Annotated in this window: 22 protein-coding genes; 13 read left to right on the top strand and 9 right to left on the bottom strand. The window is 61.9% G+C overall.

Annotated elements, in window-relative coordinates:
* The first annotated feature begins 65 nt into the window (after window positions 1–65).
* The 6 genes from dadA to JFU04_RS28705 all read left to right on the top strand — a co-directional run bounded on the left by dadA (window position 66) and on the right by JFU04_RS28705 (window position 6163).
* Window positions 66–1367 (top strand): D-amino acid dehydrogenase, encoded by a 1302-nt coding sequence (dadA, locus tag JFU04_RS28730; RefSeq protein ID WP_106802300.1) that lies wholly within the window; start codon window positions 66–68, stop codon window positions 1365–1367.
* Entirely contained in the window at window positions 1339–1692 is a 354-nt protein-coding gene (locus JFU04_RS28725; RefSeq protein WP_034110260.1) for a RidA family protein, read from the top strand. The genes dadA and JFU04_RS28725 overlap by 29 nt, the downstream gene beginning before the upstream one ends.
* A gap of 80 nt (window positions 1693–1772) precedes the next feature.
* Complete coding sequence (alr, locus tag JFU04_RS28720; protein WP_201146138.1) at window positions 1773–2846, top strand: alanine racemase; 1074 nt, start codon at window positions 1773–1775, stop codon at window positions 2844–2846.
* A gap of 116 nt (window positions 2847–2962) precedes the next feature.
* Window positions 2963–3511 (top strand): cupin domain-containing protein, encoded by a 549-nt coding sequence (locus JFU04_RS28715; protein WP_003176893.1) that lies wholly within the window; start codon window positions 2963–2965, stop codon window positions 3509–3511.
* A 182-nt stretch (window positions 3512–3693) separates the two neighbouring features.
* Window positions 3694–4104, top strand: a complete 411-nt coding sequence (locus tag JFU04_RS28710) for a c-type cytochrome (protein ID WP_106802302.1) — start codon at window positions 3694–3696, stop codon at window positions 4102–4104.
* A gap of 136 nt (window positions 4105–4240) precedes the next feature.
* A complete protein-coding gene (locus JFU04_RS28705; RefSeq protein WP_065902458.1) occupies window positions 4241–6163 on the top strand; it encodes an acetyl-CoA hydrolase/transferase C-terminal domain-containing protein in 1923 nt (640 codons plus the stop codon).
* A gap of 57 nt (window positions 6164–6220) precedes the next feature.
* On the opposite strand, the gene JFU04_RS28700 is transcribed toward JFU04_RS28705, so the two are convergent.
* Window positions 6221–6793, bottom strand: a complete 573-nt coding sequence (locus JFU04_RS28700) for a xanthine phosphoribosyltransferase (RefSeq protein WP_003195447.1) — start codon at window positions 6791–6793, stop codon at window positions 6221–6223.
* 58 nt (window positions 6794–6851) lie between these two features.
* Window positions 6852–8861, bottom strand: a complete 2010-nt coding sequence (gene rep, locus JFU04_RS28695; protein ID WP_065902456.1) for a DNA helicase Rep — start codon at window positions 8859–8861, stop codon at window positions 6852–6854.
* A 267-nt stretch (window positions 8862–9128) separates the two neighbouring features.
* On the opposite strand from rep, the gene JFU04_RS28690 reads away from it, so the two are divergent.
* Entirely contained in the window at window positions 9129–10793 is a 1665-nt protein-coding gene (locus JFU04_RS28690) for a putative bifunctional diguanylate cyclase/phosphodiesterase (protein ID WP_065902454.1), read from the top strand.
* Window positions 10794–10860: 67 nt separating this feature from the next.
* Here the strand turns inward: JFU04_RS28690 and JFU04_RS28685 are convergent, their stop codons facing one another.
* A complete protein-coding gene (locus JFU04_RS28685; RefSeq protein ID WP_201146136.1) occupies window positions 10861–12264 on the bottom strand; it encodes a NorM family multidrug efflux MATE transporter in 1404 nt (467 codons plus the stop codon).
* Between the two features lie 152 nt (window positions 12265–12416).
* On the opposite strand from JFU04_RS28685, the gene JFU04_RS28680 reads away from it, so the two are divergent.
* Window positions 12417–13337, top strand: coding sequence for a LysR substrate-binding domain-containing protein (locus JFU04_RS28680; RefSeq protein WP_065902450.1), 921 nt, complete (start codon window positions 12417–12419; stop codon window positions 13335–13337).
* 178 nt (window positions 13338–13515) lie between these two features.
* Window positions 13516–15492, top strand: coding sequence for a methyl-accepting chemotaxis protein (locus JFU04_RS28675; protein ID WP_120450489.1), 1977 nt, complete (start codon window positions 13516–13518; stop codon window positions 15490–15492).
* A 51-nt stretch (window positions 15493–15543) separates the two neighbouring features.
* On the opposite strand, the gene JFU04_RS28670 is transcribed toward JFU04_RS28675, so the two are convergent.
* Both JFU04_RS28670 and JFU04_RS28665 read right to left on the bottom strand, forming a co-directional pair.
* Window positions 15544–17040 carry a YifB family Mg chelatase-like AAA ATPase gene (locus tag JFU04_RS28670; RefSeq protein ID WP_065902447.1) on the bottom strand — a complete coding sequence of 499 codons (1497 nt, stop codon included), beginning with the start codon at window positions 17038–17040 and terminating at the stop codon, window positions 15544–15546.
* Between the two features lie 163 nt (window positions 17041–17203).
* Entirely contained in the window at window positions 17204–17464 is a 261-nt protein-coding gene (locus JFU04_RS28665) for an accessory factor UbiK family protein (protein ID WP_027608312.1), read from the bottom strand.
* A 422-nt stretch (window positions 17465–17886) separates the two neighbouring features.
* On the opposite strand from JFU04_RS28665, the gene glnK reads away from it, so the two are divergent.
* From glnK to sutA, 4 genes are all read left to right on the top strand, one after another.
* Entirely contained in the window at window positions 17887–18225 is a 339-nt protein-coding gene (gene glnK, locus JFU04_RS28660; RefSeq protein ID WP_002555808.1) for a P-II family nitrogen regulator, read from the top strand.
* 34 nt (window positions 18226–18259) lie between these two features.
* On the top strand, window positions 18260–19600 hold the full coding sequence (locus tag JFU04_RS28655) for an ammonium transporter (protein WP_065902443.1): 1341 nt from the start codon (window positions 18260–18262) through the stop codon (window positions 19598–19600).
* Window positions 19601–19811: 211 nt separating this feature from the next.
* Entirely contained in the window at window positions 19812–20237 is a 426-nt protein-coding gene (locus JFU04_RS28650) for a secondary thiamine-phosphate synthase enzyme YjbQ (protein WP_065902441.1), read from the top strand.
* A 102-nt stretch (window positions 20238–20339) separates the two neighbouring features.
* Window positions 20340–20666 (top strand): transcriptional regulator SutA, encoded by a 327-nt coding sequence (sutA, locus tag JFU04_RS28645; protein WP_015886504.1) that lies wholly within the window; start codon window positions 20340–20342, stop codon window positions 20664–20666.
* 101 nt (window positions 20667–20767) lie between these two features.
* On the opposite strand, the gene JFU04_RS28640 is transcribed toward sutA, so the two are convergent.
* From JFU04_RS28640 to dapF, 4 genes are read right to left on the bottom strand one after another with little or no spacing between them, the layout of a single operon-like run.
* Window positions 20768–21469: an HAD family hydrolase gene (locus tag JFU04_RS28640; protein ID WP_201146134.1), complete on the bottom strand. Its 702-nt coding sequence runs from the start codon at window positions 21467–21469 to the stop codon at window positions 20768–20770.
* Complete coding sequence (gene xerC / locus JFU04_RS28635) at window positions 21466–22365, bottom strand: tyrosine recombinase XerC (protein WP_065902437.1); 900 nt, start codon at window positions 22363–22365, stop codon at window positions 21466–21468. Before xerC ends, JFU04_RS28640 begins: the two co-directional genes overlap by 4 nt.
* Window positions 22366–22367: 2 nt before the next feature.
* Window positions 22368–23084 (bottom strand): DUF484 family protein, encoded by a 717-nt coding sequence (locus tag JFU04_RS28630; RefSeq protein WP_201146132.1) that lies wholly within the window; start codon window positions 23082–23084, stop codon window positions 22368–22370.
* Window positions 23085–23097: 13 nt separating this feature from the next.
* On the bottom strand, window positions 23098–23928 hold the full coding sequence (gene dapF, locus JFU04_RS28625) for a diaminopimelate epimerase (protein WP_201146130.1): 831 nt from the start codon (window positions 23926–23928) through the stop codon (window positions 23098–23100).
* Between the last annotated feature and the right edge of the window lie 3 nt (window positions 23929–23931).

Genomic DNA, 23931 nt, shown 5'->3' with positions numbered 1-23931 from the left:
ATACTGCGCCCATCATTGCTCGAATAACACACGTCAGCGGCTAAGCCCGTGATGAGGATATAAAAATGCGCGTTCTGGTCTTGGGTAGCGGCGTCATTGGTGTGACCAGTGCCTACTATTTGGCTCGGGCCGGTTTCGAGGTGGTTGTCGTCGACCGCCAGCCCGCCGCGGCCATGGAGACCAGTTTCGCCAACGCCGGCCAGGTGTCCCCAGGTTATGCGTCGCCATGGGCCGCGCCGGGCGTGCCGCTCAAGGCCATCAAGTGGCTGCTGCAGCGCCACGCGCCCCTGGCCATCAAGGCCACCGCCGATATCGATCAATACCTGTGGATGGCGCAGATGCTGCGCAATTGCACCGCCAGCCGTTATGCGGTGAACAAAGAGCGCATGGTGCGCCTGTCCGAGTACAGCCGCGATTGCCTCGACGAATTGCGCGCCGAGACCGGCATTGCCTACGAAGGCCGCAGCCTGGGGACTACCCAGCTGTTCCGCACCCAGGCCCAGTTGGATGGGGCTGCCAAGGACATCGCGGTCCTCAAGGAGTCTGGCGTTCCGTTCGAACTGCTCGATCGTGCCGGCATTGCCCGCGTTGAACCTGCCCTGGCCAGCGTCACCGATATCCTCGCCGGTGCCCTGCGCCTGCCGAACGACCAGACTGGCGACTGCCAGATGTTCACGACGCGCCTGGCCGACATGTGCAAGCAATTGGGTGTGGAGTTCCGTTTTGAACAGGACATCCAGCGCCTCGACTACGCCGGCGACCGCATCAACGGCGTCTGGATCGACGGCAAGCTGGAAACGGCCGACCGCTACGTGCTGGCGCTGGGCAGCTACTCGCCGAAGTTGCTCAAGCCGTTGGGGATCAAGGCCCCGGTGTATCCGCTCAAGGGTTACTCGCTGACCGTGCCGATCACCAATCCGGCGATGGCCCCGACGTCGACCATTCTCGACGAGACCTACAAGGTCGCGATCACCCGTTTCGACAACCGCATTCGCGTCGGCGGCATGGCTGAAATAGCCGGTTTTGACCTGTCGCTTAACCCGCGTCGGCGCGAAACCCTGGAGATGATCGTCAACGACCTTTATCCTCAGGGCGGCAATTTGACCGAAGCCACATTCTGGACCGGTCTGCGCCCGACCACCCCCGATGGCACGCCGATTGTCGGTGCCACCCCGTTCAAGAACCTGTTCCTGAATACCGGCCACGGCACCCTCGGCTGGACCATGGCCTGTGGTTCCGGTCGTTTGCTCGCTGATTTGATGGCGAAGAAAACACCGCAAATCAGCGCCGAAGGTCTCGATATTTCCCGTTATGGCAACCACCAGGAGTCCGCAAAACATGTCAATCCAGCGCCAGCTCACCAATGAGCGCATGAGCCAGATCGTCGTTCACAGCGGTACCGTGTATCTGGCCGGGCAAGTCGGCGACGACATGAATGCCGGGATTGAACAGCAGACCCGTGAAACCCTGGCCAATATCGAGCGGCTGCTCGACCTAGCCGGTACCGACAAGACCAAGCTGCTGTCGGTGACGATTTACCTGAAGGACATCGACGCCGATTTCGCCGGCATGAATGCGGTATGGGACAAGTGGCTGCCCAAAGGCGTCGCTCCGGCCCGTGCCACGGTCGAGGCGAAGCTGTGCGAGCCGCAAATCCTGGTCGAGCTGTCCGTCGTGGCCGCGTTGCCTTAAACAACGATCCCTCTCCCGGTGCCGAAGTGGTTGGTCGGTGCCGGTTTTTTCTTCACTCTGCCGCCTAGAAGCCCGCCGCCATGCGTCCTGCCCGTGCCCTGATCGACCTTGAAGCCCTGCGCCACAACTACCAATTGGCCCGTGAAGTGACCGGGGCAAAAGCCCTCGCCGTGGTCAAGGCGGATGCCTATGGCCATGGCGCCGTTCGCGTTGCCCAGGCGTTGGAAGCCGAGGCGGATGGGTTTGCCGTGGCGTGCATCGAGGAGGCATTGGAGCTGCGTGCTGGCGGCATTCGTGCGCCGGTGTTGCTGCTCGAAGGTTTTTTTGAAGCCGACGAGTTGCCGCTGATCATCGAGCACGATTTCTGGTGCGTGGTGCATTCGCTGTGGCAATTGGAGGCAATCGAACAGGCGGTGTTGAGCAAGCCGCTCACCGTGTGGCTCAAGCTGGATTCGGGCATGCACCGCGTCGGCCTGCATCCCAAGGATTACCACGAGGCCTACCAGCGGCTGCTGGCCAGCGGCAAAGTGGCCAAGATTGTATTGATGAGCCACTTCGCCCGCGCCGATGAACTCGATTGCGTGCGCAGCAATGAACAGGTAGCGGTATTCGAGGCGGCGCGCCAAGGCTTGTCGGCCGAGGTCAGCCTGCGCAATTCGCCGGCGGTGATGGGCTGGCCGAATGTCTCCAGCGATTGGGTGCGCCCGGGCATCATGCTCTACGGCGCGACGCCGTTTGGCGAAAACCAGGCCATCGCCGCGCGTTTGCAGCCGGTGATGACCCTGGAATCCAAAGTCATCTGCGTGCGCGAGCTGCCGGCCGGCGAGCCGGTGGGCTATGGCGCCAAGTTCATCACGCCAAAACCGATGCGCATCGGCGTGGTCGCCATGGGTTACGCCGATGGCTACCCGCGCCATGCGCCGACCGGTACGCCGGTGCTGGTGGCAGGTCAGCGCACTCAGTTGCTGGGGCGCGTGTCCATGGACATGCTGTGCATCGACCTCACCGACGTGCCTGAAGCGGGCCTGGGTTCCACGGTGGAGTTGTGGGGTAAAAACATCCTCGCGAGTGATATTGCGACCGCCGCCGAGACCATTCCCTACCAGATCTTCTGCAACCTGCGTCGGGTGCCAAGGCTCTATTCCGGCGCTTGATCGTACGCTACGAACGCCGCTGCCCGGGATTTAGGCCCAAGTGTTGTAAATACTGAACGCTGTCGCCATGATAACGCTCAACTACAACAAAGCCTGAATCCTAGGAGGCACCTGCATTGGACGTCGGCGAACGACTGCAATCCATCCGTAAACTGAAGGGTCTTTCCCAGCGTGAGCTCGCCAAGCGCGCGGGTGTCACCAACAGCACCATTTCGATGATCGAAAAAAACAGTGTCAGCCCCTCGATCAGCTCCTTGCGCAAGGTGCTGGGCGGCATTCCCATGTCGATGGTCGAGTTCTTTTCCGAGGAGATCCTCCAGGAAATACCGACGCAGATCGTCTATAAAGCCAATGAGCTGATCGACATCTCTGACGGCGCCGTCACCATGAAACTGGTCGGCCGCGCACACCCGAGCCGGGCCATTGCCTTTCTCAACGAAATCTACCCGCCGGGCGCCGACACGGGCGAAGAAATGCTCACCCACGAAGGCGAAGAAACCGGGATTCTGGTGGAAGGTCGTCTGGAACTGGTGGTCGGTCTTGAAACTTTTGTGCTCGAAGCCGGCGATAGCTACTACTTTGAAAGCACCAAGCCGCATCGTTTTCGCAACCCGTTCGACGTGCCGGCGCGACTAATCAGCGCAGCCACACCCGCGAACTTTTAACAATAGAGGCGCCCTGCCAGCGTTGCAGAGGTTCCCGTGGCAGTATTCCGTGAGGCTGAATCTCCCTTTATTTAATAGGGTTGTTTCGGCCAGACGGGCTAACCGTTATACTTTCGCCGCCTGCGAAACCGTGGCCGCAGGCGTGAATAGCCACCATTGAGGGTGAACGCGTGAACCTAATTATGAAAATGCTGGCTGCACCAGCAACCGTACTGGCCCTATGGGCTGTCAGCGCTCAAGCTGCGACCAATGATGAAATTGCCAAACGCCTGGAGCCGGTCGGCCAAGTCTGCGTCCAGGGCCAGGAATGCAAAGGGATGGAAGTGGCGGTAACCGCTGGCGGAGGCGCTGCGAAGACGCCGGACGACATCATCGCCAAGCACTGCAACGCCTGCCACGGCACCGGCCTGTTGGGTGCGCCGAAGATTGGCGACACCGCGGCCTGGAAAGAACGTGCCGATCACCAGGGCGGCCTTGATGGCATCCTGGCCAAGGCCATCACCGGCATCAACGCCATGCCGCCTAAAGGCACCTGCGCGGATTGCACGGATGATGATCTGAAGGGCGCGATCAAGAAGATGTCCGGCCTGTAACCGCCGATCTTCGCCAAAAATGCCGCTTACGAGCGGCTTTTTTGTGCCTGCAATTTGTGTTTCGAGTCTGGTCTTTGCAGCAAAGACCCGCCACTCTCTGTCCAACCCCTAATCATGGAATGTTCAGGAGGGTCGGATGGTGCAGTTGTGTTCAATCGAGCAAGCAGTTGACGACGTACTGGCGCGCTTGCCGGCGCATATCCACATGGGCATGCCCCTTGGGCTGGGCAAGCCGAACCTGTTTGCCAATGCCTTGTACCGGCGCATCGCCAAGTTGCCGGACCGAGCGCTGACGATCTACACCGCGCTGAGCCTGGGCCGCCCGACCTTGGGCGACGGCCTGCAGAAGCGTTTTCTCGAACCCTTCATCGAACGCGTGTTTGGCGATTACCCCGAGTTGGACTTCCTCGCCGACCTGCAGAAGGACAGCCTTCCAAAAAATATCCACGTGCAGCAGTTCTTCATGCAGCCCGGCAGCCTGCTTCACAGCACCTCGGCCCAGGAGGATTACGTCAGCAGCAACTACAGCCATGCGGCCCGCGACATCAACGCCGCCGGCCTGAACCTGGTGGCGCAGCTGGTGGCGAGCAGCGCCGAACATCCTGATCGCCTGAGCCTGAGCTGCAACCCCGATATCACCCTCGACCTGTTGCCGATGATCGCCAAGCGCCGCGCCGCCGGGGAAACCATCCTGGTGGTCGGTCAGGTGCACAGCGATTTGCCCTACATGCCCGGTGATGCCGAGCTGGGCATGGACGAATTTGACTACCTGCTCGACGAAAAGGACAACACCACGCTGTTCTCCACGCCGAACATGCCAGTGGGGTTCCAGGATCACTTTATCGGCCTGCATGCCAGCACCCTGGTACGTGATGGTGGCACCTTGCAGATCGGCATCGGCTCGATGGGCGATGCGCTGACGGCTGCGCTGTTGGCGCGTCAGGCCGACAACGAGTCCTACCGCTTGCTGCTGACGGATCTGGATGTGTACCAGTGGGCGCCCCTGATCAGCCACGAAGGCGGCGTCGACCCGTTCGCCCGTGGCCTTTATGGCTGCAGCGAAATGTTCGTCAACGGCTTGCTGGTGTTGGCAGACGCGGGGATCGTGCGGCGCAAGGTGTACCCGGATGTGGCGACCCAGGAGCAGGCGAATGCCGGCCTGATCGATGATGCCGCGCAGCCCGACGGTGTGTCGATCCATGGCGGGTTCTTCCTCGGGCCGCGCAGTTTTTACCAGCGCCTGCAGGAAATGACCCATGCCAAGCGCCTGGAATTCAACATGACCCGCATCAGCTACATCAACGAGCTGTATGGCCAGGAAGACCTCAAGCGCCTGCAGCGCCAGGACGCGCGGTTTATCAACAGCGCCATCATGGTGACGTTGCTCGGCGCCGGGGTGGCGGACCAGTTGGAAGATGGCCGCGTGCTCAGTGGCGTCGGCGGGCAGTACAACTTCGTGGCCCAGGGGCATGCGCTGGAAGGCGCGCGTTCGATCCTGATCCTGCGCAGCTGGCGCGAGTCGGCGGGGGAGGTCAGTTCGAATATCGTCTGGGAGTATGGCCACTGCACGATTCCGCGGCACCTGCGCGATATCGTCATTACCGAGTACGGCATTGCCGACCTGCGCGGTCAGACCGATGCGAAGGTGATCGAGGCCTTGCTCAACATCACTGACTCACGTTTCCAGGCTGACTTGATCGAGCAGGCGCAAAAGGCCGGCAAGTTGCCCAAGGATTTCGAGCTGGACCCGCGTTTCAGCGATAACACGCCGGAGCGCCTCAAGGCCATCCAGGCACGGCATCGTCGGCTGTTTCCGGAATATCCGCTGGGCAGTGACTTCACGGACGAGGAGCGGGACCTGCTGCGGGCATTGAATTGGCTCAAGAGCAAATTCAAGCTGACGGAGATCCTGGAGCTGGGCAAGGCGGCGTTGGACGCGCCGGAGCCGGAGGCGTTTCCCAAGCATCTGCAGCGGATGCGCCTGGATAAGCCGGAGGGGCTGAAAGAAGATTTGTATCAGCGCTTGCTGCTGGCCGGCCTACAAGCCACCGCGCACTAAAGCCCGCCACAAACCTACTGTAGGAGCCGGCAAGCCGGCTCCTGCAGGGTTTTGCGATTATTCGATGAAGGTGACCACACCACCGGCGAGGGATTTGACCCGTGCCAGGGATTCCACTCGGTATCCCTGCGCATCCAGCTCCGCACGGCCGCCCTGGAACGACTTCTCGATCACAATCCCCAAGCCGGCCACGGTGGCGCCGGCTTGCTTGATGATCGAAATCAGCGCCTGGGACGCCTTGCCGTTGGCCAGGAAGTCATCGATCACCAGCACGCGGTCGCTGCTGGTGAGGTGACGCGGCGAGATCGCGACGGTGCTTTCGGTTTTCTTGGTGAAGGAATACACCGTCGCCGACAGCAGGTTTTCGGTCAAGGTCAGCGATTGCTGCTTGCGCGCGAAGATCACCGGTACGCCGAGGTTCAGGCCGGTCATGATCGCCGGGGCGATGCCGGAAGCTTCGATGGTGACGATCTTGGTGATGCCCGAGTCCTTGAACAGCGCGGCGAATTCGTCGCCGATCAGTTTCATCAGCGCCGGGTCGATCTGGTGGTTCAAAAAGGCGTCGACCTTGAGTACCTGATCGGAAAGCACGATGCCTTCTTCGCGAATTTTCTTGTGCAGTGCTTCCACGGAAAGCTTCCTCTAATGGCGCGTTGTGCGCCGAAAGTAGATTAAAAAGTAGTCGATTCTAGCGCTTTAACATCGCGCGTATATCCGCCAGGGCGGTGTTGCCGCGAACGGCCTTCACCTCGGTCGGGGTGTCGTCGTTGCCTTCCCAGGCCAGGTCGTCCGGTGGCAGCTCATCGAGGAACCGGCTGGGGGCACAATCGATGATTTCGCCGTATTGCTTGCGCTTGGCGGCAAAGGTGAAAGCCAGCGTCTGACGCGCGCGGGTAATGCCCACGTAGGCCAGGCGCCGTTCTTCCTCGATGGTGTCGGCTTCAATGCTGGAGCGGTGCGGGAGGATTTCCTCTTCCATGCCCATGATGAACACGTAGGGGAATTCCAGGCCCTTGGACGCATGCAAGGTCATCATCTGCACACCTTCGGCGCCGTCTTCTTCTTCCTGCTGGCGCTCGAGCATGTCGCGCAGCACCAGTTTGCCGATGGCGTCTTCGACGGTCATCTCGCCGTCTTCGTCTTTTTCCAGGGTGTTCTTCAGCGCTTCGATCAGGAACCAGACGTTGCCCATGCGGTAATCCGCGGCCTTGTCGCTGGAGCTGTTGGTGCGCAGCCAGTTCTCATAGTCGATGTCCATGACCATGCTGCGCAGCGCGCTGATCGGGTCTTCGCCGGCGCACTGCTCGCGCACCTTGTCCATGAAGCGCTTGAAGCGCGACAGGCGATCGGTGAAGCGCGAGTCCAAGTGTTCGCCCAGGCCGATTTCATCGGTGGCGGCGTACATCGAAATCTTGCGTTCGGTGGCGTAGTTGCCGAGCTTTTCCAGGGTAGTCGAACCGATTTCCCGGCGTGGGACGTTGATCACCCGCAGGAAGGCGTTGTCGTCGTCCGGGTTCACGATCAGCCGGAAGTAGGCCATCAGGTCTTTCACTTCCTGGCGTCCGAAGAAGCTGTTACCGCCTGACAGGCGATACGGCACCTGGTGGTGCTGCAGCTTCAGCTCGATCAGCTTGGCCTGGTAGTTGCCGCGATACAGGATCGCGAAGTCGCTGTACGGCCGGTCGGTGCGCAGGTGCAGGCTGAGGATCTCGACGGCCACGCGCTCGGCTTCGGCGTCTTCGTTGCGGCAGCGGATCACGCGGATCTCGTCGCCATGACCCATCTCGCTCCACAGTTGTTTTTCAAACTCGTGGGGGTTGTTCGAGATCAGCACGTTGGCGCAGCGCAGGATGCGGCTGGTGGAGCGGTAGTTCTGCTCCAGCATCACCACTTTCAGGGACGGGTAGTCGTCCTTGAGCAGCATCAGGTTTTCCGGGCGGGCGCCGCGCCAGGCGTAGATCGACTGGTCATCGTCGCCGACCACGGTGAACTGGTTGCGCGTGCCGATCAGCAGCTTCACCAGCAGGTATTGGCTGGCGTTGGTGTCCTGGTATTCGTCCACCAGCAGGTAGCGCACCTTGTTCTGCCACTTTTCGAGGATGTCGGCGTGCTCCTGGAACAGCTTCACCGGCAGCAGGATCAGGTCGTCGAAGTCCACCGCGTTGAACGCCTTGAGCGTGCGCTGGTAGTGGGTATAGACAATGGCGGCGGTCTGCTCCTTGGGGTTGCGTGCGGCTTCGAGGGCTTCGGCGGGCAGGATCAGGTCGTTTTTCCAGGCGCCGATCATGTTCTTGATCTCGTCGACGCCGTCGTCGCCCGCGTATTCCTTCTGCATGATGTCGGTCATCAAGGCCTTGACGTCGGTCTCGTCGAAGATCGAGAAGCCCGGCTTGTAGCCCAGCCGCACATGCTCCTTGCGGATGATGTTCAGCCCCAGGTTGTGGAAGGTACACACGGTGAGGCCACGGCCTTCGCCACCCTTGAGCAGGGTGCCGACACGCTCTTTCATTTCCCGCGCCGCCTTGTTGGTAAAGGTCATGGCGACGATGTACTGGGCGCGGATGCCGCACTGCTGGATCAGGTGCGCGATCTTGCGGGTGATCACGCTGGTCTTGCCGGAGCCTGCGCCGGCGAGCACCAATAGAGGGCCGCCGACGTAGTTCACGGCTTCTTGCTGCCGGGGATTGAGTCGGGACATACAGGATTCAGGGAGTCGTTGTTCAAAAGGGCGGGCATTTTAACAGGCTGGCAGGATTCTGCTCTGTCAGAACGACAGTGTGACGTACCACTCGATCTAAATTTGCCGGTTTTGATACTTTGCCGCAGGATGTCGGAGGCTTTTTGTGATTAGCTGCCACTAACATTTACAGATGGCGTATTTGATAACCCCTATCATTGGTGATTATCAGGCCGCACGTCATAATGCCCGCCGCCAACGAAATTTTGCAGAGTCTAGGGAGCTAGCTTGTCTACGCCTGTCGAACCCTTGCGTTTGCTGCTACTGGCCGATGAGCCAGCGTGGGCAGCGTTGTTGCGCGAGTGCCTGGCGCCGATGGGCGATGGGGCTGTGCTGATCAGCGCACCAAACTGGGAGTCCGTGAGTCGTCTGTTCGATGACGATCACAGCGCCGTTCTATTGACCACGCCCAGCCTGCAACCCGGCCCTGGCCGTTGCAGCCTGCCGTGCGTGTTGTTGCTGGAGCAGGAACCCCTGGTTTCGCCCCTGGGCGTCAGTGACTGGCTGGTTCGTGCGGTATTGGACGCCGACACCTTGCGCCGCTGCCTGCGTCACGTTCGCGAGCGCGGCCTGCTGGAAAATACCCTGCAGCGCCTGGCCGAACAGGACCCGCTGACCGGTATCGCCAATCGCCAGGGGTTCCAGACCCTGCTGGCTGCGCGGCTGGCCGAGAATGAAGGTCGCGGCCTGGCCCTCGGTCACCTGGACCTCGATAATTTTCGCCATGCCAACGACGCCCTCGGCCACCAGGCTGGTGACCGCCTGATCCTGCAAGTGGTCTCGCGGCTCAAGAGCCAGCTCGAGGCGGGCGACCAGCTCGCGCGCCTCGGCAGCGATGAATTCGCCCTGCTGATCGATACCCGCCGCGCACCCCAGCGTGCCGAGTGGATGGCCGAGCGCATCACCGAAGTGATGGCCGAGCCCTACTGGGTGGATGGCGAAAGCCTGCTGATCGGCTGCAGCCTGGGCGTCGCGCATGCCCGCGCGCGCGCCGGTGCAGACCCGCTGATGTGGCACGCGCATATCGCCATGCAACAAGCCAAGAGCACCCAGGGCTGCACCTTTCATATCTTCAACGAACGCATCAACCGCAACGCGCGCAGCCTGGCCGACCTGGAAACCGAGCTGCGCCGCGCCTTGCGCCGCGACGAGTTGGAGCTGCACTACCAGCCACGCCTGGACCTGGACGACGGCCATATCGTCGGCCTCGAAGCCTTGGTGCGCTGGCGCCACGGCGAGCGCGGCCTGTTGCCGCCCAGCGAGTTCGTGCCGCTCGCCGAGCAGAGCGGGTTGATTGTGCCACTGGGTTACTGGGTGATTTCCCGGGCCCTGCGTGACATGCAGGACCTGCGTGAACGCGGCCTGCCGCCGTTGCACATGGCGGTCAATCTGTCATTTCGCCAGTTCCAGGACAGTCAGTTGCTCTCGACCCTCAGCCGGCTGATCAGTGAGCGCGGAGTGGAAGCGCAGTGGCTGGAATTCGAACTCACCGAAACCGCCGTGATGCGCCGCAGTGACCTGGTCAAGCAGACCATGGACGCCCTTGGCCGCTTGGGCGTGCGGTTTTCCCTGGATGATTTCGGCACCGGTTTCTCATCCTTCGTGCACCTCAACAGCCTGCCGATCGCCTTGCTGAAGATCGACAAAAGCTTTGTCGGCGGTATGGAAGAGCGCGAAGAGAACCGCAAGCTGGTACACGCGATGATCAACCTGGCGCACAACCTCAACCTGGAAGTGGTGGCTGAAGGCGTGGAAACTCCTGAGCAGCTGGCGTTGCTGCGCTTGTTCGGCTGCGACCAGGCCCAGGGTTACCTGATCAGCAAACCGCTGCCGTTGCCGGAGCTTGTGGAGTACCTGACCTTCGGCAAAGGCCAGCAGGCCTTGCTGGGCTGAATCGAGTTGCGAACCTCACCAACTGTAGGAGCTGGCTTGCCAGCTCCTACATTGATCCATGCAGCCTTCAGTCCGCCTGGACAGCCTGCAGGGAGCTGTAGGTCTGCGGCTCCTGCCGAATCATACGCTTCATCTTCGCCTCAAACGCCCAGGTCAGGCTGAGCGCCGCACATGCCAGGCCCAGCGCCAGCCCCCACCATACACCGGTCGGCCCCCAGCCAAGGGTGAAGGCCATCAGCCAGGCCGACGGAGCGCCGATCAACCAATAGCAACCCGCGCCGATCAGAAAGGTGGTCTTGGCGTCTTTCAGCCCGCGAATGCAGCCCATGGCGATGGTTTGCACGCCGTCGAACAGTTCAAACCACGCGGCCACGGCCAGCAGGCTGACGGCCAGGACGATCACGTCGTGGAACGCCGGGTCGTTGGGGTCGATCAACAGTCCGATCAGTGGAACGGAAAACAGCCACAGCACCGCGGCGAATCCCAACATCACCGCTGCGCCAAATCCGATGCCGACGCGACCGGCCAGCCGTGCATGCAGCAACTTCCCGGCGCCGTAATGTTGGCCGATACGCATGGTCACCGCGTAGGACATCCCCGCCGGCACCATGAAAGCCACCGAGACAATTTGCAACGCCACCTGGTGCGCGGCCAGCTGTGTGCTGCCCATCGTGCCCATGCACAGTGCGGCGAAGGCAAACAGCCCGACTTCCACCGCATAGGTGCCCCCAATCGGCAGGCCGAGGCGCCACAATTCCCGCAAGTACTGGGTGTTGAGGCGCAGCAGGCCGGTGCTCAGCGGGTAGGCGGCATAGGTGCGATTGCGGTGGATGTACACCATCAACGCCAACGCCATGCCATTGGCGACGAGGGCCGTGACCAGGCCGATGCCCATCAGGCCCAGTTTCGGCAGGCCGAACATGCCTTCGATCAATGCGTGGTTGAGCAGGTAGTTGGCCACCGCGCCGCCGAGGCTGATGACCATCACCGGCTTCGCCTTGCCAATCGCGCTGGTGAAACCGCGCAAGGCCATGAAGCTCAAGAAGCCCGGCAACGCGAACGGCAGGATCGTCAGGAACTGCCCTGCAGCGTGCACGTTGGTTTCGGTCTGGCCAAACATCAGCAACAGCGGCTTGAGGTTCCACAGCAGCAAACCGGCCGCCAGGGCCATCAGCCACGCGAGCCATAGCCCGGCCTGGGTCAGGCGGGTGGCGCCTTCGATATCGCCCGCGCCGTGGCGGATGGCGACCAGTGTGCCCACGGCGGCAATCACGCCGATGCAGAAAATCGACACGAATGAATAGCTCGCCGCACCCAGGCCGCCACCGGCCAGGGCCTCGGGGCTCAGGCGCGCCATCATCAAGGTGTCGGTCAGCACCATCAGCATGTGCGCCAACTGTGAGGCAATCAACGGCCCTGACAGCCGCAGAATGGCCCAGAGTTCGGTACGTGCCGGATGCTGCATGATCATCACGCTCAAAAAGTCAGAGGGTTGGGGGAGGGTTGATTCTCGGCGCTCTCAGCGCATTGCACAAAGGGATAAATGCGATCGCTTGCATGATTAAAACTCATGCCTGTTTGATTCTGGTAGGGTTTTGGCATTGCGCTGTCGGAGCTTTCCCTATGTCTCGTCGTCTTCCTCCGCTTTACGCGTTGCGTGCCTTTGAGGCCGCTTCCCGACACAACTCCTTCACCCGTGCGGCCGAGGAGCTGTCGATCACCCAAAGTGCGGTCAGCCGACATATCCGCACCCTCGAAGAGCACTTCGCCTGCCGGTTGTTCCAGCGCAGCGGCCGTAACCTGCAGCTCACCGAAGCCGCGCGCCTGTTGTTGCCTGGGGTGCGCGAGGGCTTCGCCGCGCTGGAACGCGCCTGCCATACCCTGAACGCCGAAGATGACATCCTGCGCATGAAGGCGCCGTCGACCCTGACCATGCGTTGGCTGCTGGCGCGGCTCAGCCGTTTTCGGGCGTTGCAGCCGGGCAACGAAGTGCAATTGACCAGCGCCTGGATGAGCGTGGACGAGGTGGACTTCAACCAGGAGCCCTTCGACTGCGCGGTGCTGCTGAGCTACGGGCATTTCCCGGCGGACTGGGAGGCCAGCTACCTGTTTCCTGAACTGTTGATCCCCGTCGGCGCCCCGAACCTGTTGGCGGATGGGCCCTGGGATGCCGCCCGGCTGGCCACCGCCGAGTTGCTGCACCCCACGCCGGACCGGCGCGATTGGCGCAATTGGCTGGAGCGTATGGGGTTGTCATCCCAGGTGTCGCTCAAGGGCGGGCAGGTGTTCGATACCCTCGAGCTGGGCATGATCGCTGCCGCGCGAGGCTACGGCGTGTCGATGGGCGACTTGCTGATGGTGGCTGAGGACGTGGCCCAAGGGCGGTTGAGCCTGCCGTGGCCGACCGCCGTGGCCAGTGGTGAAAATTATTACCTGGTGTGGCCGAAGACCCGCCCCGGCGGCGAGCGTTTGCGCCGGCTGGCAGACTTCCTACAGGGCGAAGTGCGGGCGATGGTTTTACCACCGGTCGAGCGCCTCGATTGAGTGGCCCAAGGCACGGGTGCGCAACCGTTTGCGAGATACCCCTGTGATTCGCTCAAGTATTTCCCGCGTCCGCCGAAGTAGGTGTGTTGGAACCATCGTGCACCAACGTTTCCCATCAGATAATTTGCCGAGCAGCGCTATGAGATCAGGATGATCCTGGCCTCGGCCAGGAGCCGTCATGTCTCAACCTCGCGCCCGGATTGCCTCACAGTTAGGCCTCGCATTAGCCGTGATACTGGCTGTTGTCATCAGCGGTAGTACGGTATTCGCCTTGCGTTCCCTGGACTCCGCCAACCTCGACACCCGCGAAGAGCACCTGGCCAGCGAGGCGCGGCTGCTCGCCGATCAACTCAACACCTTCCACAGCACCTTGCGCGAAAGTACCCAGCGCTTGAGCGGGCTGTTTGAAAAGCGCTTCGGCGCCGGCTTGAGCGTGCATGCGGATCAACCGGTTACCGTCGCCGGGATGCAGACGCCAGGCCTGTACCTGGGCAATGACGTGTTGAACAACGATTTCGATGAGGTGGATGAATTCAAGGACACCTCCGGCGGCGTGGCCACGGTGTTTGTGCGCAGTGGCGAAGACTTCATCCGTGTCAGCACGTCCTTGACCAAGCAGGATGGCAGTCGCGCCATCGGCACGGTGCTGGACCATCAGCACCCGGCATATCAACGCCTGCTTGCCGGGCAGAGTTATGTGGGCCGTGCGGTGCTGTTCGAACGTTCCTACATGACCCAGTACACACCGGTGCGCGACGCGGCCGGCAAGGTGATCGCGGTGCTGTTTGTCGGCTTCGACTACACCGACGCGCAGAATGCCCAATTCGAAAACCTCAAGCGCTTCCGCATCGGCAAGACCGGCTCCCTCGCGTTGCTGGACGAACAGAAGCGCTGGCTGGTGCCGCCCGCTGGCGTGCAGGCACTGGATCAGGCAATCCCGGTGATGCTCGACCTGGCGAAGAAGCCGGGCGAGGGCCGTTTCTGGAGCGACAAGAACGAAGACTTCTACAGCGTCTCGGTGCCCTTCGAAGGCGGCCCGTGGTCGGTGGTCGCGAGCATGCCCAAGGCTGAGATCCGCGAAGTCACCTGGGCCGTGGGTATCCGCCTGGTGATCGGCAGCGTGCTGGCGATGCTGTTCGCGGTCGGCGCGGCGGTATGGCTGTTGCGCAGCAAACTGCAGCCGTTGAGTGATCTGGTGAGTCAGGCCGAGGCCTTGGGCGCCGGTGATTTGAGTGCCCGCTTGAACGTGTCCAGCCATGACGAAATCGGCCAGTTGGCGCGCAGCTTCAACCAGATGGGCGAGGCGCTGTCGACCATGGTCTCGCACATTCGCAGCGCAGCCGAAGAAGTTAATAGCCGTGCCCAGGCCTTGTCCGGTTTGTCTGGCGGGGCCTATGAGGGCATGGAGCAACAGTCGGGCGAAATCACCAGCATGGCCGGCGCGGTGGAAGAATTCAGCGCCACCTCGCTGAACATCGCCGACAACATGGGCAATACCGAGCGCCTGGCGCAGGAAAACGCGCAGCAGACCCGGATTGGCCGTACCTCGATGCAAGAGGCGTCGTCGTCTCTTGAGCACATCGCCACTGCGCTGAACAGCACCGCCACGGTGATCAACACCCTCGGCCAGCGCTCCCAGGAAATCGGCGGGATCGTCGGCGTGATCACCTCGATCGCCGAACAGACAAACCTGCTGGCGCTTAACGCCGCCATCGAAGCCGCGCGGGCCGGTGAACAGGGTCGTGGGTTCGCCGTGGTCGCCGATGAAGTGCGCAACCTGGCGTCGCGTACCCGCCAGGCCACTGATGAGATTTCCGGGATGATCCAGAGTATCCAGCAGGAAACCGGCAATGCCATCAGCACCATGGAGCACGGCAATGTGTTGATGCAGGAAGGCCTGTCGCGCAACGCCGACGTGGCCTCGGCCCTGGCACGGATCGACGAACAGAGCCGCTCGGCCGGCCAGCAGTTTGCCGCGATCACCACCGCCACCCAGGAGCAGAGCAGCACCGCGACCTTGCTCAGCAGCAACTTGCAGAGCATTGCGCTGGCCAACAGCGAGCAGCGTGAAGTGGTGTCGAACCTGGCGATTACGGCCAAAGAGCTGGAGACGCTGGCAGCGAGCTTGCGGCATGAGGTGGATCGGTTTCGCTGAAACTGGATTGGCGCACACTTCCTGCCCAGGCCCTGCTGATGCTCAAAAGGCTCAGGTGATCGCTGCCGGACGATATTGCAGCGCCTCTTGCAGGTGATGGCGAGCGATAGTGTCTGCTTGTTCCAGGTCCGCTAGCGTGCGCGCTACCTTGAGCAGCCGGTGGGCCGCGCGCAGCGACAATGTCAGTCGCTCGCAAGCGGTCTCCAGCCAGCTTTCGTCGACCTTTGCCAGCGTGCAATGCTTGCGCAGCCCCGGTAGATCCAGGAAGGCATTGGCGCAGCCCTGGCGCTTCAGCTGACGCTCCCGGGATTCGGCAACCTGCGCCGATGCTTTCGCCGTGTTATCGCCATCCTGCAGGGTCGGGTTCAGCGCGGTGGTCTCCCGGGCGACGGTGACGTGCAAGTCGATCCGGTCCAGCAGCGGCCCGGAGAGTTTGTTGCGATAGCGCTGAATCTGCTCTGGCGTGCACCGACAGCGCCCGCTGGGATCGCCCATGTAGCCGCAGGGGCAGGGGTTCATTGCCGCCACCAGTTGAAAGCGCGCCGGAAAACTCACGCGGTCGCGGGCGCGGGAAATCACGATATGCCCCGATTCAAGGGGCTCGCGCAGCACCTCCAGGACCTTGCGATCAAACTCCGGCAACTCATCCAGGAACAACACCCCGTGATGGGCCAAGGTGATCTCCCCGGGCTGCGGCTTCGAGCCGCCGCCCACCAATGCGGGGCCTGATGCAGAGTGGTGCGGCTGACGAAACGGCCGGTGCGGCCAATGGCTCAGTGGCGCGAGGCTGACCACTGACTGAATCGCTGCCACTTCCAGGGCTTCCTGTTCGCTCAACGGGGGCAATAACCCTGGCAGGCGGCTGGCGAGCAAGGTCTTGCCGGTGCCGGGCGGTCCGCTCAGCAACAGGTTGTGCGCGCCTGCAGCGGCAACCAGCAGAGCACGCTTGGCCATTGACTGGCCTTGCACTTCGCTGAGGTCCGGGTACGGCTTGTTCAGGTACAGCAGTCCATCGGACTTGTAGGGCTCAATCGGCGCATGCCCGTTCAGGTGTGCCACCACTTGGAGCAAATGGTCGACTGCAATCACCGTCAGCCCGGACGCCAGGCACGCTTCCTCGGCATTCGCCCGAGGCACTATCACGGTGCGTCCGGCCTTGCGTGCTGCCAGCGCCGCGGGCAGCACGCCTTTCACCGCCCGCACCGCGCCGGACAGTGCCAGTTCGCCCAGGCATTCCACGTTATCCAGGGTCAGCGCCGGCACCTGCACGCTGGCCGCCAGGATCCCCAAGGCAATCGCCAGATCAAAACGCCCGCCGTCCTTGGGCAGGTCGGCGGGCGCGAGGTTGAGGGTGATCCGGCGGTCGGGGTATTTCAGTGCTGAATTGAGAATGGCACTGCGCACGCGGTCCTTGCTTTCCTTGACTGCGGTTTCCGGTAAACCCACCAGTGTCAGGGACGGCAACCCATTGGCCATATGCACTTCGACGGTGACGGCAGGGGCTTCGACGCCAATTTGGGCGCGGCTGTGGACAATGGCGAGGGACATGCTCGTTCCTTGAAAGGGAGGGCCGCTTCCTGCGGTTTTTCAAGGGTAGACGAGGTGGAATAGAGCGGGGCGTGGAGGTTTTACAGAACGTATCCAGAGAACGAGGCAGAACAAATGTGGGAGCGGGCAAGCCTGCTGCCACATTTTGACCCCGTTGCGTCAGTTACTCGGCCGGGGGTGTCAACCGCGCTTCCAGCTCAGCCACTTTGGCTTCCAGGCTCTCCAACCGTGCACGTGTGCGGGCCAGCACGACCATCTGGCTATCAAACTCTTCGCGGCTCACCAGGTCGAGTTTGCTGAAGCCGCTTTGCAGCAGCGCCTTGAACTGGCTTTCGATTTCATTGCGGGGCAGCGGGGTGTCGCCGCTGAACAGGCGAGAGGCGTGGCCGCTCAGGGCATCGAGGAGATCTTTGGGCGCGAGCATGGGAAATATTCCGGAAAACTGTTGGCCGGCAGTGTATCACGCAGCGTCTATAGTGATTTTCACGGCCTGCCGCGCACGCTTTTCGCGCAGCTGGCCGTAGGGCGACGCACTGTTTTTGTGCGCATTGCGTTCGCCAGAAAGCCCCGCAGGTGGGCATAAGTGAGCAAAGGACTGATTTCAGTGATTTTTACGGAGCTGGCAAGGTTTCTGCTTAGACGATCATGACCCATGCACTGATGCAGTCGCTGTGACGAATGCAGTGCGCCGACGGATCAGGGGTACAGGTTTCGTCACCAGTGGTTCGCTGGCGTCGCCACGGCAATTGCCCTTGCGACGACGCGTTACAAAGCCAGGCACTGCGCTTAGACTTGAGACGGGTTTGTTTTCCTGGGGCAAGTCCACCAATTCGGGAGAGAGTTTTCATGAAGCTAGTCACTGCCATCATCAAGCCGTTCAAGTTGGACGATGTACGCGAGTCGTTGTCCGAGATCGGCGTGCAGGGCATTACCGTTACTGAGGTCAAAGGCTTCGGTCGGCAGAAGGGTCACACCGAGCTGTATCGCGGCGCGGAATACGTGGTCGATTTCCTGCCGAAGGTGAAGATTGATGTCGCCATTGACGACAAGGATCTTGACCGGGTTATCGAGGCGATAACCAAGGCCGCCAACACCGGCAAGATCGGTGACGGCAAGATCTTCGTGGTCAATCTGGAACAGGCTATTCGCATCCGTACCGGCGAAACCGATACCGACGCAATCTAAGCCGCCAAACCCCAACGCCCCAGGAGAAAACAATATGACTCTGCGTAAATTCGCAGGGCTCGGAGCCCTGTTGTCCATCGTAATGCCCAGCCTGGCCATGGCGGCAGACGAAGTGGCTGCTCCAGTCCTCAATTCCGGCGACACTGCATGGATGCTCACATCCACTGCGCTGGTGCTGTTCATGACCATTCCAGGCCTGGCGCTGTTCTACGGCGGCATGGTGCGTTCCAAAAACATTCTTTCCGTGATGATGCAGTGCTTCGCCATCACCGGCCTGATCACCATCCTGTGGTTCGTGTACGGCTACAGCATGGCGTTCGACACCACCGGGATGGAAGCGGGCGTCGTCAACTTCAACTCGTTCGTCGGCGGCTTGTCCAAGTTGTTCCTGTCGGGTGTGACTCCAGCGAGCATCACCGGCCCTGCGGCGCTGTTCCCTGAGGCGGTGTTCGTCACCTTCCAGATGACCTTCGCGATCATCACCCCGGCGCTGATCGTCGGTGCCTTCGCCGAGCGTATGAAATTCTCCGCGATGCTGATCTTCATGGGCGTCTGGTTCACCCTGGTCTACGCACCGATTGCCCACATGGTCTGGGGCGGCCCGGGTTCGTTGCTGGGCGACTGGGGCGTGCTGGACTTCGCAGGCGGCACCGTGGTGCACATCAACGCCGGTGTGGCTGGCCTGGTGGCGTGCCTGGTACTCGGCAAGCGCAAAGGCTTCCCGACCACCCCAATGGCGCCGCACAACCTCGGTTACACCCTGGTGGGTGCCGCGATGCTGTGGGTCGGCTGGTTCGGCTTCAACGCCGGCTCCGCAGCGGCAGCCAACGGCACTGCCGGCATGGCGATGCTGGTCACCCAGATCGCTACCGCTGCTGCAGCGCTGGGCTGGATGTTCGCCGAGTGGGTCACCCACGGTAAGCCAAGCGCACTGGGCATTGCCTCGGGTGTGGTCGCGGGCCTGGTGGCAATCACGCCAGCCGCTGGCACCGTGGGCCCGATGGGCGCCCTGGTGATCGGTCTGGCTGCCGGTGTGGTGTGCTTCTTCTGCGCCACGACGCTGAAACGCAAGCTGGGCTACGACGACTCCCTGGACGCCTTCGGCGTACACGGTATCGGCGGTATCCTCGGCGCAATCCTGACCGGCGTGTTCGCTGCCCCTTCGCTGGGCGGCTTCAACGCGGCCACCACTGACATCGCGGCGCAAGTCTGGATCCAGTGCAAAGGCGTCGGCTTCACTGTGATCTACACAGCCATCGTGACCTTCATCATCCTCAAGGTGCTGGACGTGGTGATGGGCCTGCGTGTGACCGAAGAAGAAGAGGCGGTCGGCCTCGACCTGGCGCAACACAACGAGCGCGGCTACAACTTGTAAGTACGCGAAAAAAAGATGCCCGGCTTGCCGGGCATTTTTTTGCCTGGCGTTTGTCAGTCATAACAAGCTGTGTCGGTTTTTGCGCCCAGTTTGTGATGGGGCGCACGCGGCACTTTCCAGCGTGCGAATGTCTTACAGGCATGTAGGCGTATTCGGCACTTTGTTTTTTCCCAGAGCGCGCTAGAATGCGCGCCGATGGGCGGAGAACTGTATGTGGCAACAGACCCTGGTCACCCTGCGGGCAAAGCCCCGGGGCTTTCACCTGGTAACCGACGAGTTACTTGCCGGCCTGCCTGAATTGAAGGCATGTCGCGTGGGCCTTTTGCATCTGTGGCTGCAGCACACCTCGGCCTCGTTGACCGTCAACGAGAATGCCGACCCGGCGGTTCGTCGTGACTTCGAGCGTTTCTTCAATTCGCTGGTGCCGCAAGGCCGGGCAGGATTCGAGCACAACGACGAAGGCCCGGACGATCTGCCGGCGCACTTCAAGGCCAGTCTCCTGGGCTGCCAGCTGAGTTTGCCGGTGAAGAACGGCCGCTTGGCGATGGGGACCTGGCAAGGTGTTTATCTGGGCGAGCACCGTGATCATGGCGGTGCTCGTAAAGTCCTCGCCACTCTGCACGGTGATGGGGCATAAGCCACTGGTTATCCAGTGGATGTTGATTTTTTTCCGGCGACCTCGACAGAGGGTGAAGCTGGGCTATAACTAATCTGCTTTTCGCAAGTCATGAGGTAGAACATGAGCGACGATGATCTGGAAAACGACGAACTGGAAGTAGGTGACGAAGACGACACCGAAGAAGGTCTTGAAGCGGCGGCTGAAGACGTTGCTGACGACGACGGTGGCGATGATGCGCCTGTTCCGGCTGCCAAGGGCAAGGCCAAGGCTGCTGTTTCGGTAGACGAACTGCCGAGCGTCGAGGCCAAGAACAAAGAGCGCGATGCGCTGGCCCGTGCGATGGAAGAATTCCTCGCGAAAGGCGGCAAAGTGCAGGAAGTCGAGGCCAACGTGGTGGCAGATCCACCGAAGAAGCCAGATAACAAGTACGGCAGCCGACCTATCTGAGGTCTGCCACCTGCTTGCTGAAAGAGCCCGCCGTCGCTGCGGGCTTTTTCATGCCTGTAGCAAACTGGCTGGCCCACCGCATTCCTGTGTGGGCGCTGGCTTCAGTGTTTATGCCAACTGCGCAGCAGTGGCGGCAGTTCGGTCAAGCTGCGAATCTCGGCATCCGGGCGCTTTTCACCTTCCCACGGCTTGCCTGTCGGGTTGAACCACACCGCACGCAGGCCCGCCTGCTGCGCCCCGGCGATGTCATCACCCGGGTGGTCGCCCACGTGCACCGCCTTACTGGCATCCACGCCACCGCGCTGCAACGCTTCCTGAAACAATCGCGCATCCGGCTTGGCGATGCCGACATCTTCGGCGCGCAGGGCAAAGTGAAAGTAGTCCGCCAGGCCCACGCGCTGCACATCAGCATTGCCATTGGTGATCACCCCCAGCAAAAAGTGCTGGCGCAAGGCTTGCAGCATCGGCTCGGCTTCCGGGAATACGCTGAGCTGGTGGCGTGCGTGGATGAATGCCTCGAAGCACACATCGGCCATTTCCGTGGCCTCGGGCTGTGGATAACCGGCCTCTTCAAAGGCGTGCATCAGCACCCGGTGGCGCAGGATGCTGATGCGGTATTTCAGCTCGGGATGACGCTCCAGCACGTGTTGGCGCAGCTTGGCGAAATGCTCCAGGGGCAAGTCGCCGACCTTGGCGGCGTTCACCGCCAGCCATTCGCGCATCGACGCCTCGGCGCTGATGATGACGGGTACGTTGTCCCAGAGTGTGTCGTCCAGGTCGAAGGTGATCAGCTTGATACTCATGAGTCGCCGCCCTTGATGCGTTTGGCCCGTGGATGGGCGCTGTCGTACACCGTTGCCAGGTGCTGGAAGTCGAGGTGGGTATAGATCTGCGTAGTCTTGATATCCGAGTGGCCGAGCAGCTCTTGTACCGCGCGCAGGTCCTGGGACGATTCCAGCAGATGGCTGGCAAAGGAGTGCCGCAGCATATGCGGATGCAGGTTCTGGCCCAGCTCGCGCTCGCCGGCAGCCTTGACCCGCACCTGAATGGCCCGAGGCCCCAGGCGCCGGCCTTGCTGGCTGATAAACACGGCGTCGTCCACCGGGTTGGCCAGGGCGCGTAGCGGCAACCAGAGTTGCAGCGCCTCGCGGGCCTTCCTGCCGACCGGCAGCACACGGGTCTTGCTGCCTTTGCCAAGCACTTGCACCAGGCCGTCCGCCAGGTCCAGTTGATCCAGGTTGAGTCCGGTCAGCTCCGACAGGCGCAGGCCAGAAGAATAAAACAGCTCGAGGATCGCCTGGTCGCGGTGGGCGAGGAAGTCATCCTCTACCGCACCCTCCAGCAGTTGCAGGGCGCGATCGGTGTCGAGGGTCTTGGGCAGGCGCCGCTCGCCCTTGGGCGGGGACAGGCCGTTGGCCGGGTCGTGGTCGCACAGGCCTTCGCGATTGAGGTAGTGATAGAGGCCGCGCACCGCCGACAGCAGGCGCGACAGGCTGCGCGAGGACTGGCCCTGCTGGTGCAGGCGCGCGATCAGGCTGCGCAGGCCCTGGATATCCAGGGCTTTCCAGCTGCTGATCTGGTGTTTTTCGCAGTACGCCAGGACCTTGTTCAAGTCCCGTCGATAAGCTTCCAGAGTATGGGGCGACACCTGGCGCTCGTTGCGCAGGTGAGCGCAATAAGCGTCCAGTTGCCGTTCCATGGCTAGCGCACCGCGCGCAGGGCGGTGGTAAAGCGCGGTAATACCCGGCCCAGCACTTCGGCGATATAGGTCAGGAACAGCGTGCCTACCGAGCTTTTGTAGTGTTGCGGGTCACGGCTGGCGATGGCCAGTACGCCGTGCAGGCCTTGATGACTGAGCGCGACCACGGCGGTGGAGCCGATCTGTTTGCGCTGTTCGGCGCCGAACAGGAAGTCCAGTTCGTGCTCGCGCAAGGTACCGCTGATGGTCTTGCCTTCGGACAACAGGCCGCCGATCGCGGTTTGCGCATCGCCACCGCTGACCCAGCGACCCACCGGCATCGGGTTGTCGCTGAACAGGATCAGGCTGACAAAGGGCACCTGGAAGTCCTGGCGCAGGCTGTCTTCGACGGCGATCACCGCTTCTTCCAGGCTGGTGGCGTCCATCAGGGTCAGAATCAGGCGGCGGGTCTTGTCGAAAAGGCGGTCGTTGTCGCGGGCCACGTCCATCAACTGCGAGAGCCGATGGCGCATTTCGATATTACGCTCGCGCAGGATCTTCATCTGCCGCTCCACCAGCGACACGGTATCGCCGCGCTGGTGAGGGATGCGCAGGGCCGGCAGCAGCTCTTCGTGCTCAACGAAGAAATGCGGATTCGCCTCAAGGTACGCCGCGACGGCAGCGGCCTCCAGACTGTCGCTCGGGGTAGCTTGTGCGGGTACTTGAGGCTTATCGGTCATTAGCTTTGCTCACTCATAGACGGACCTGTCCTTCGTATACACGCGAGGCCGGCCCGGTCATCATCACCGGGTGGCCAGGGCCTGCCCATTCGATGGACAGGCGTCCACCGGGCAGGTCGATCAGCAGCGGCGAATCCATCCACCCCTGGCTGATCGCGGCCACGGCAGCGGCGCAAGCACCGGTACCGCAGGCCTGGGTTTCGCCGGCGCCGCGTTCCCACACACGCAATTGCGCGCGGGTACGGTCGATCACCTGCAGGAAGCCCACGTTGACCCGTGCCGGAAAGCGCGGGTGGTGTTCGATCTTCGGCCCCAATTCATGCACGGGCGCGTTGTTGATATCGTTGACCCGCAGTACGGCATGGGGGTTGCCCATGGACACCGCGGCGATATCGACAGTCTTGCCGTCCACGTCCAGCGCATAGCTGGTGGCCTGCTCGGTGGCCTGGAACGGAATGTCCGCCGGCACCAGGCGAGGGGCGCCCATGTTGACGCTGATCTGGCCGTCGCTGCGGATATCCAGCTCGATCACGCCGCTCTTGGTCTCGACGCGAATCTGCCGCTTGGCGGTCAGGCGCTTGTCCAGCACAAAGCGGGCGAAGCAGCGCGCACCGTTGCCGCACTGTTCCACTTCGGTACCGTCGGAGTTGAAGATCCGGTAACGGAAGTCCACCTCCGGGTTGCTCGGTGCCTCGACGATCAGCAATTGGTCGAAGCCAATCCCGGTATGCCGGTCACCCCACTGTTTAGCGTGCTTGGGCAGGATGTGCGCGTGCTGGCTGACCAGGTCGAGGACCATGAAATCATTGCCCAGCCCGTGCATCTTGGTAAAACGCAGCAGCATGGC

This window comes from Pseudomonas sp. TH21, assembly GCF_016651025.1.
GTDB lineage: Bacteria > Pseudomonadota > Gammaproteobacteria > Pseudomonadales > Pseudomonadaceae > Aquipseudomonas > Aquipseudomonas aylmerensis.
Note: the sequence above shows the minus strand (reverse complement) of the source record. Positions and strands in the feature narration are given on the sequence as shown.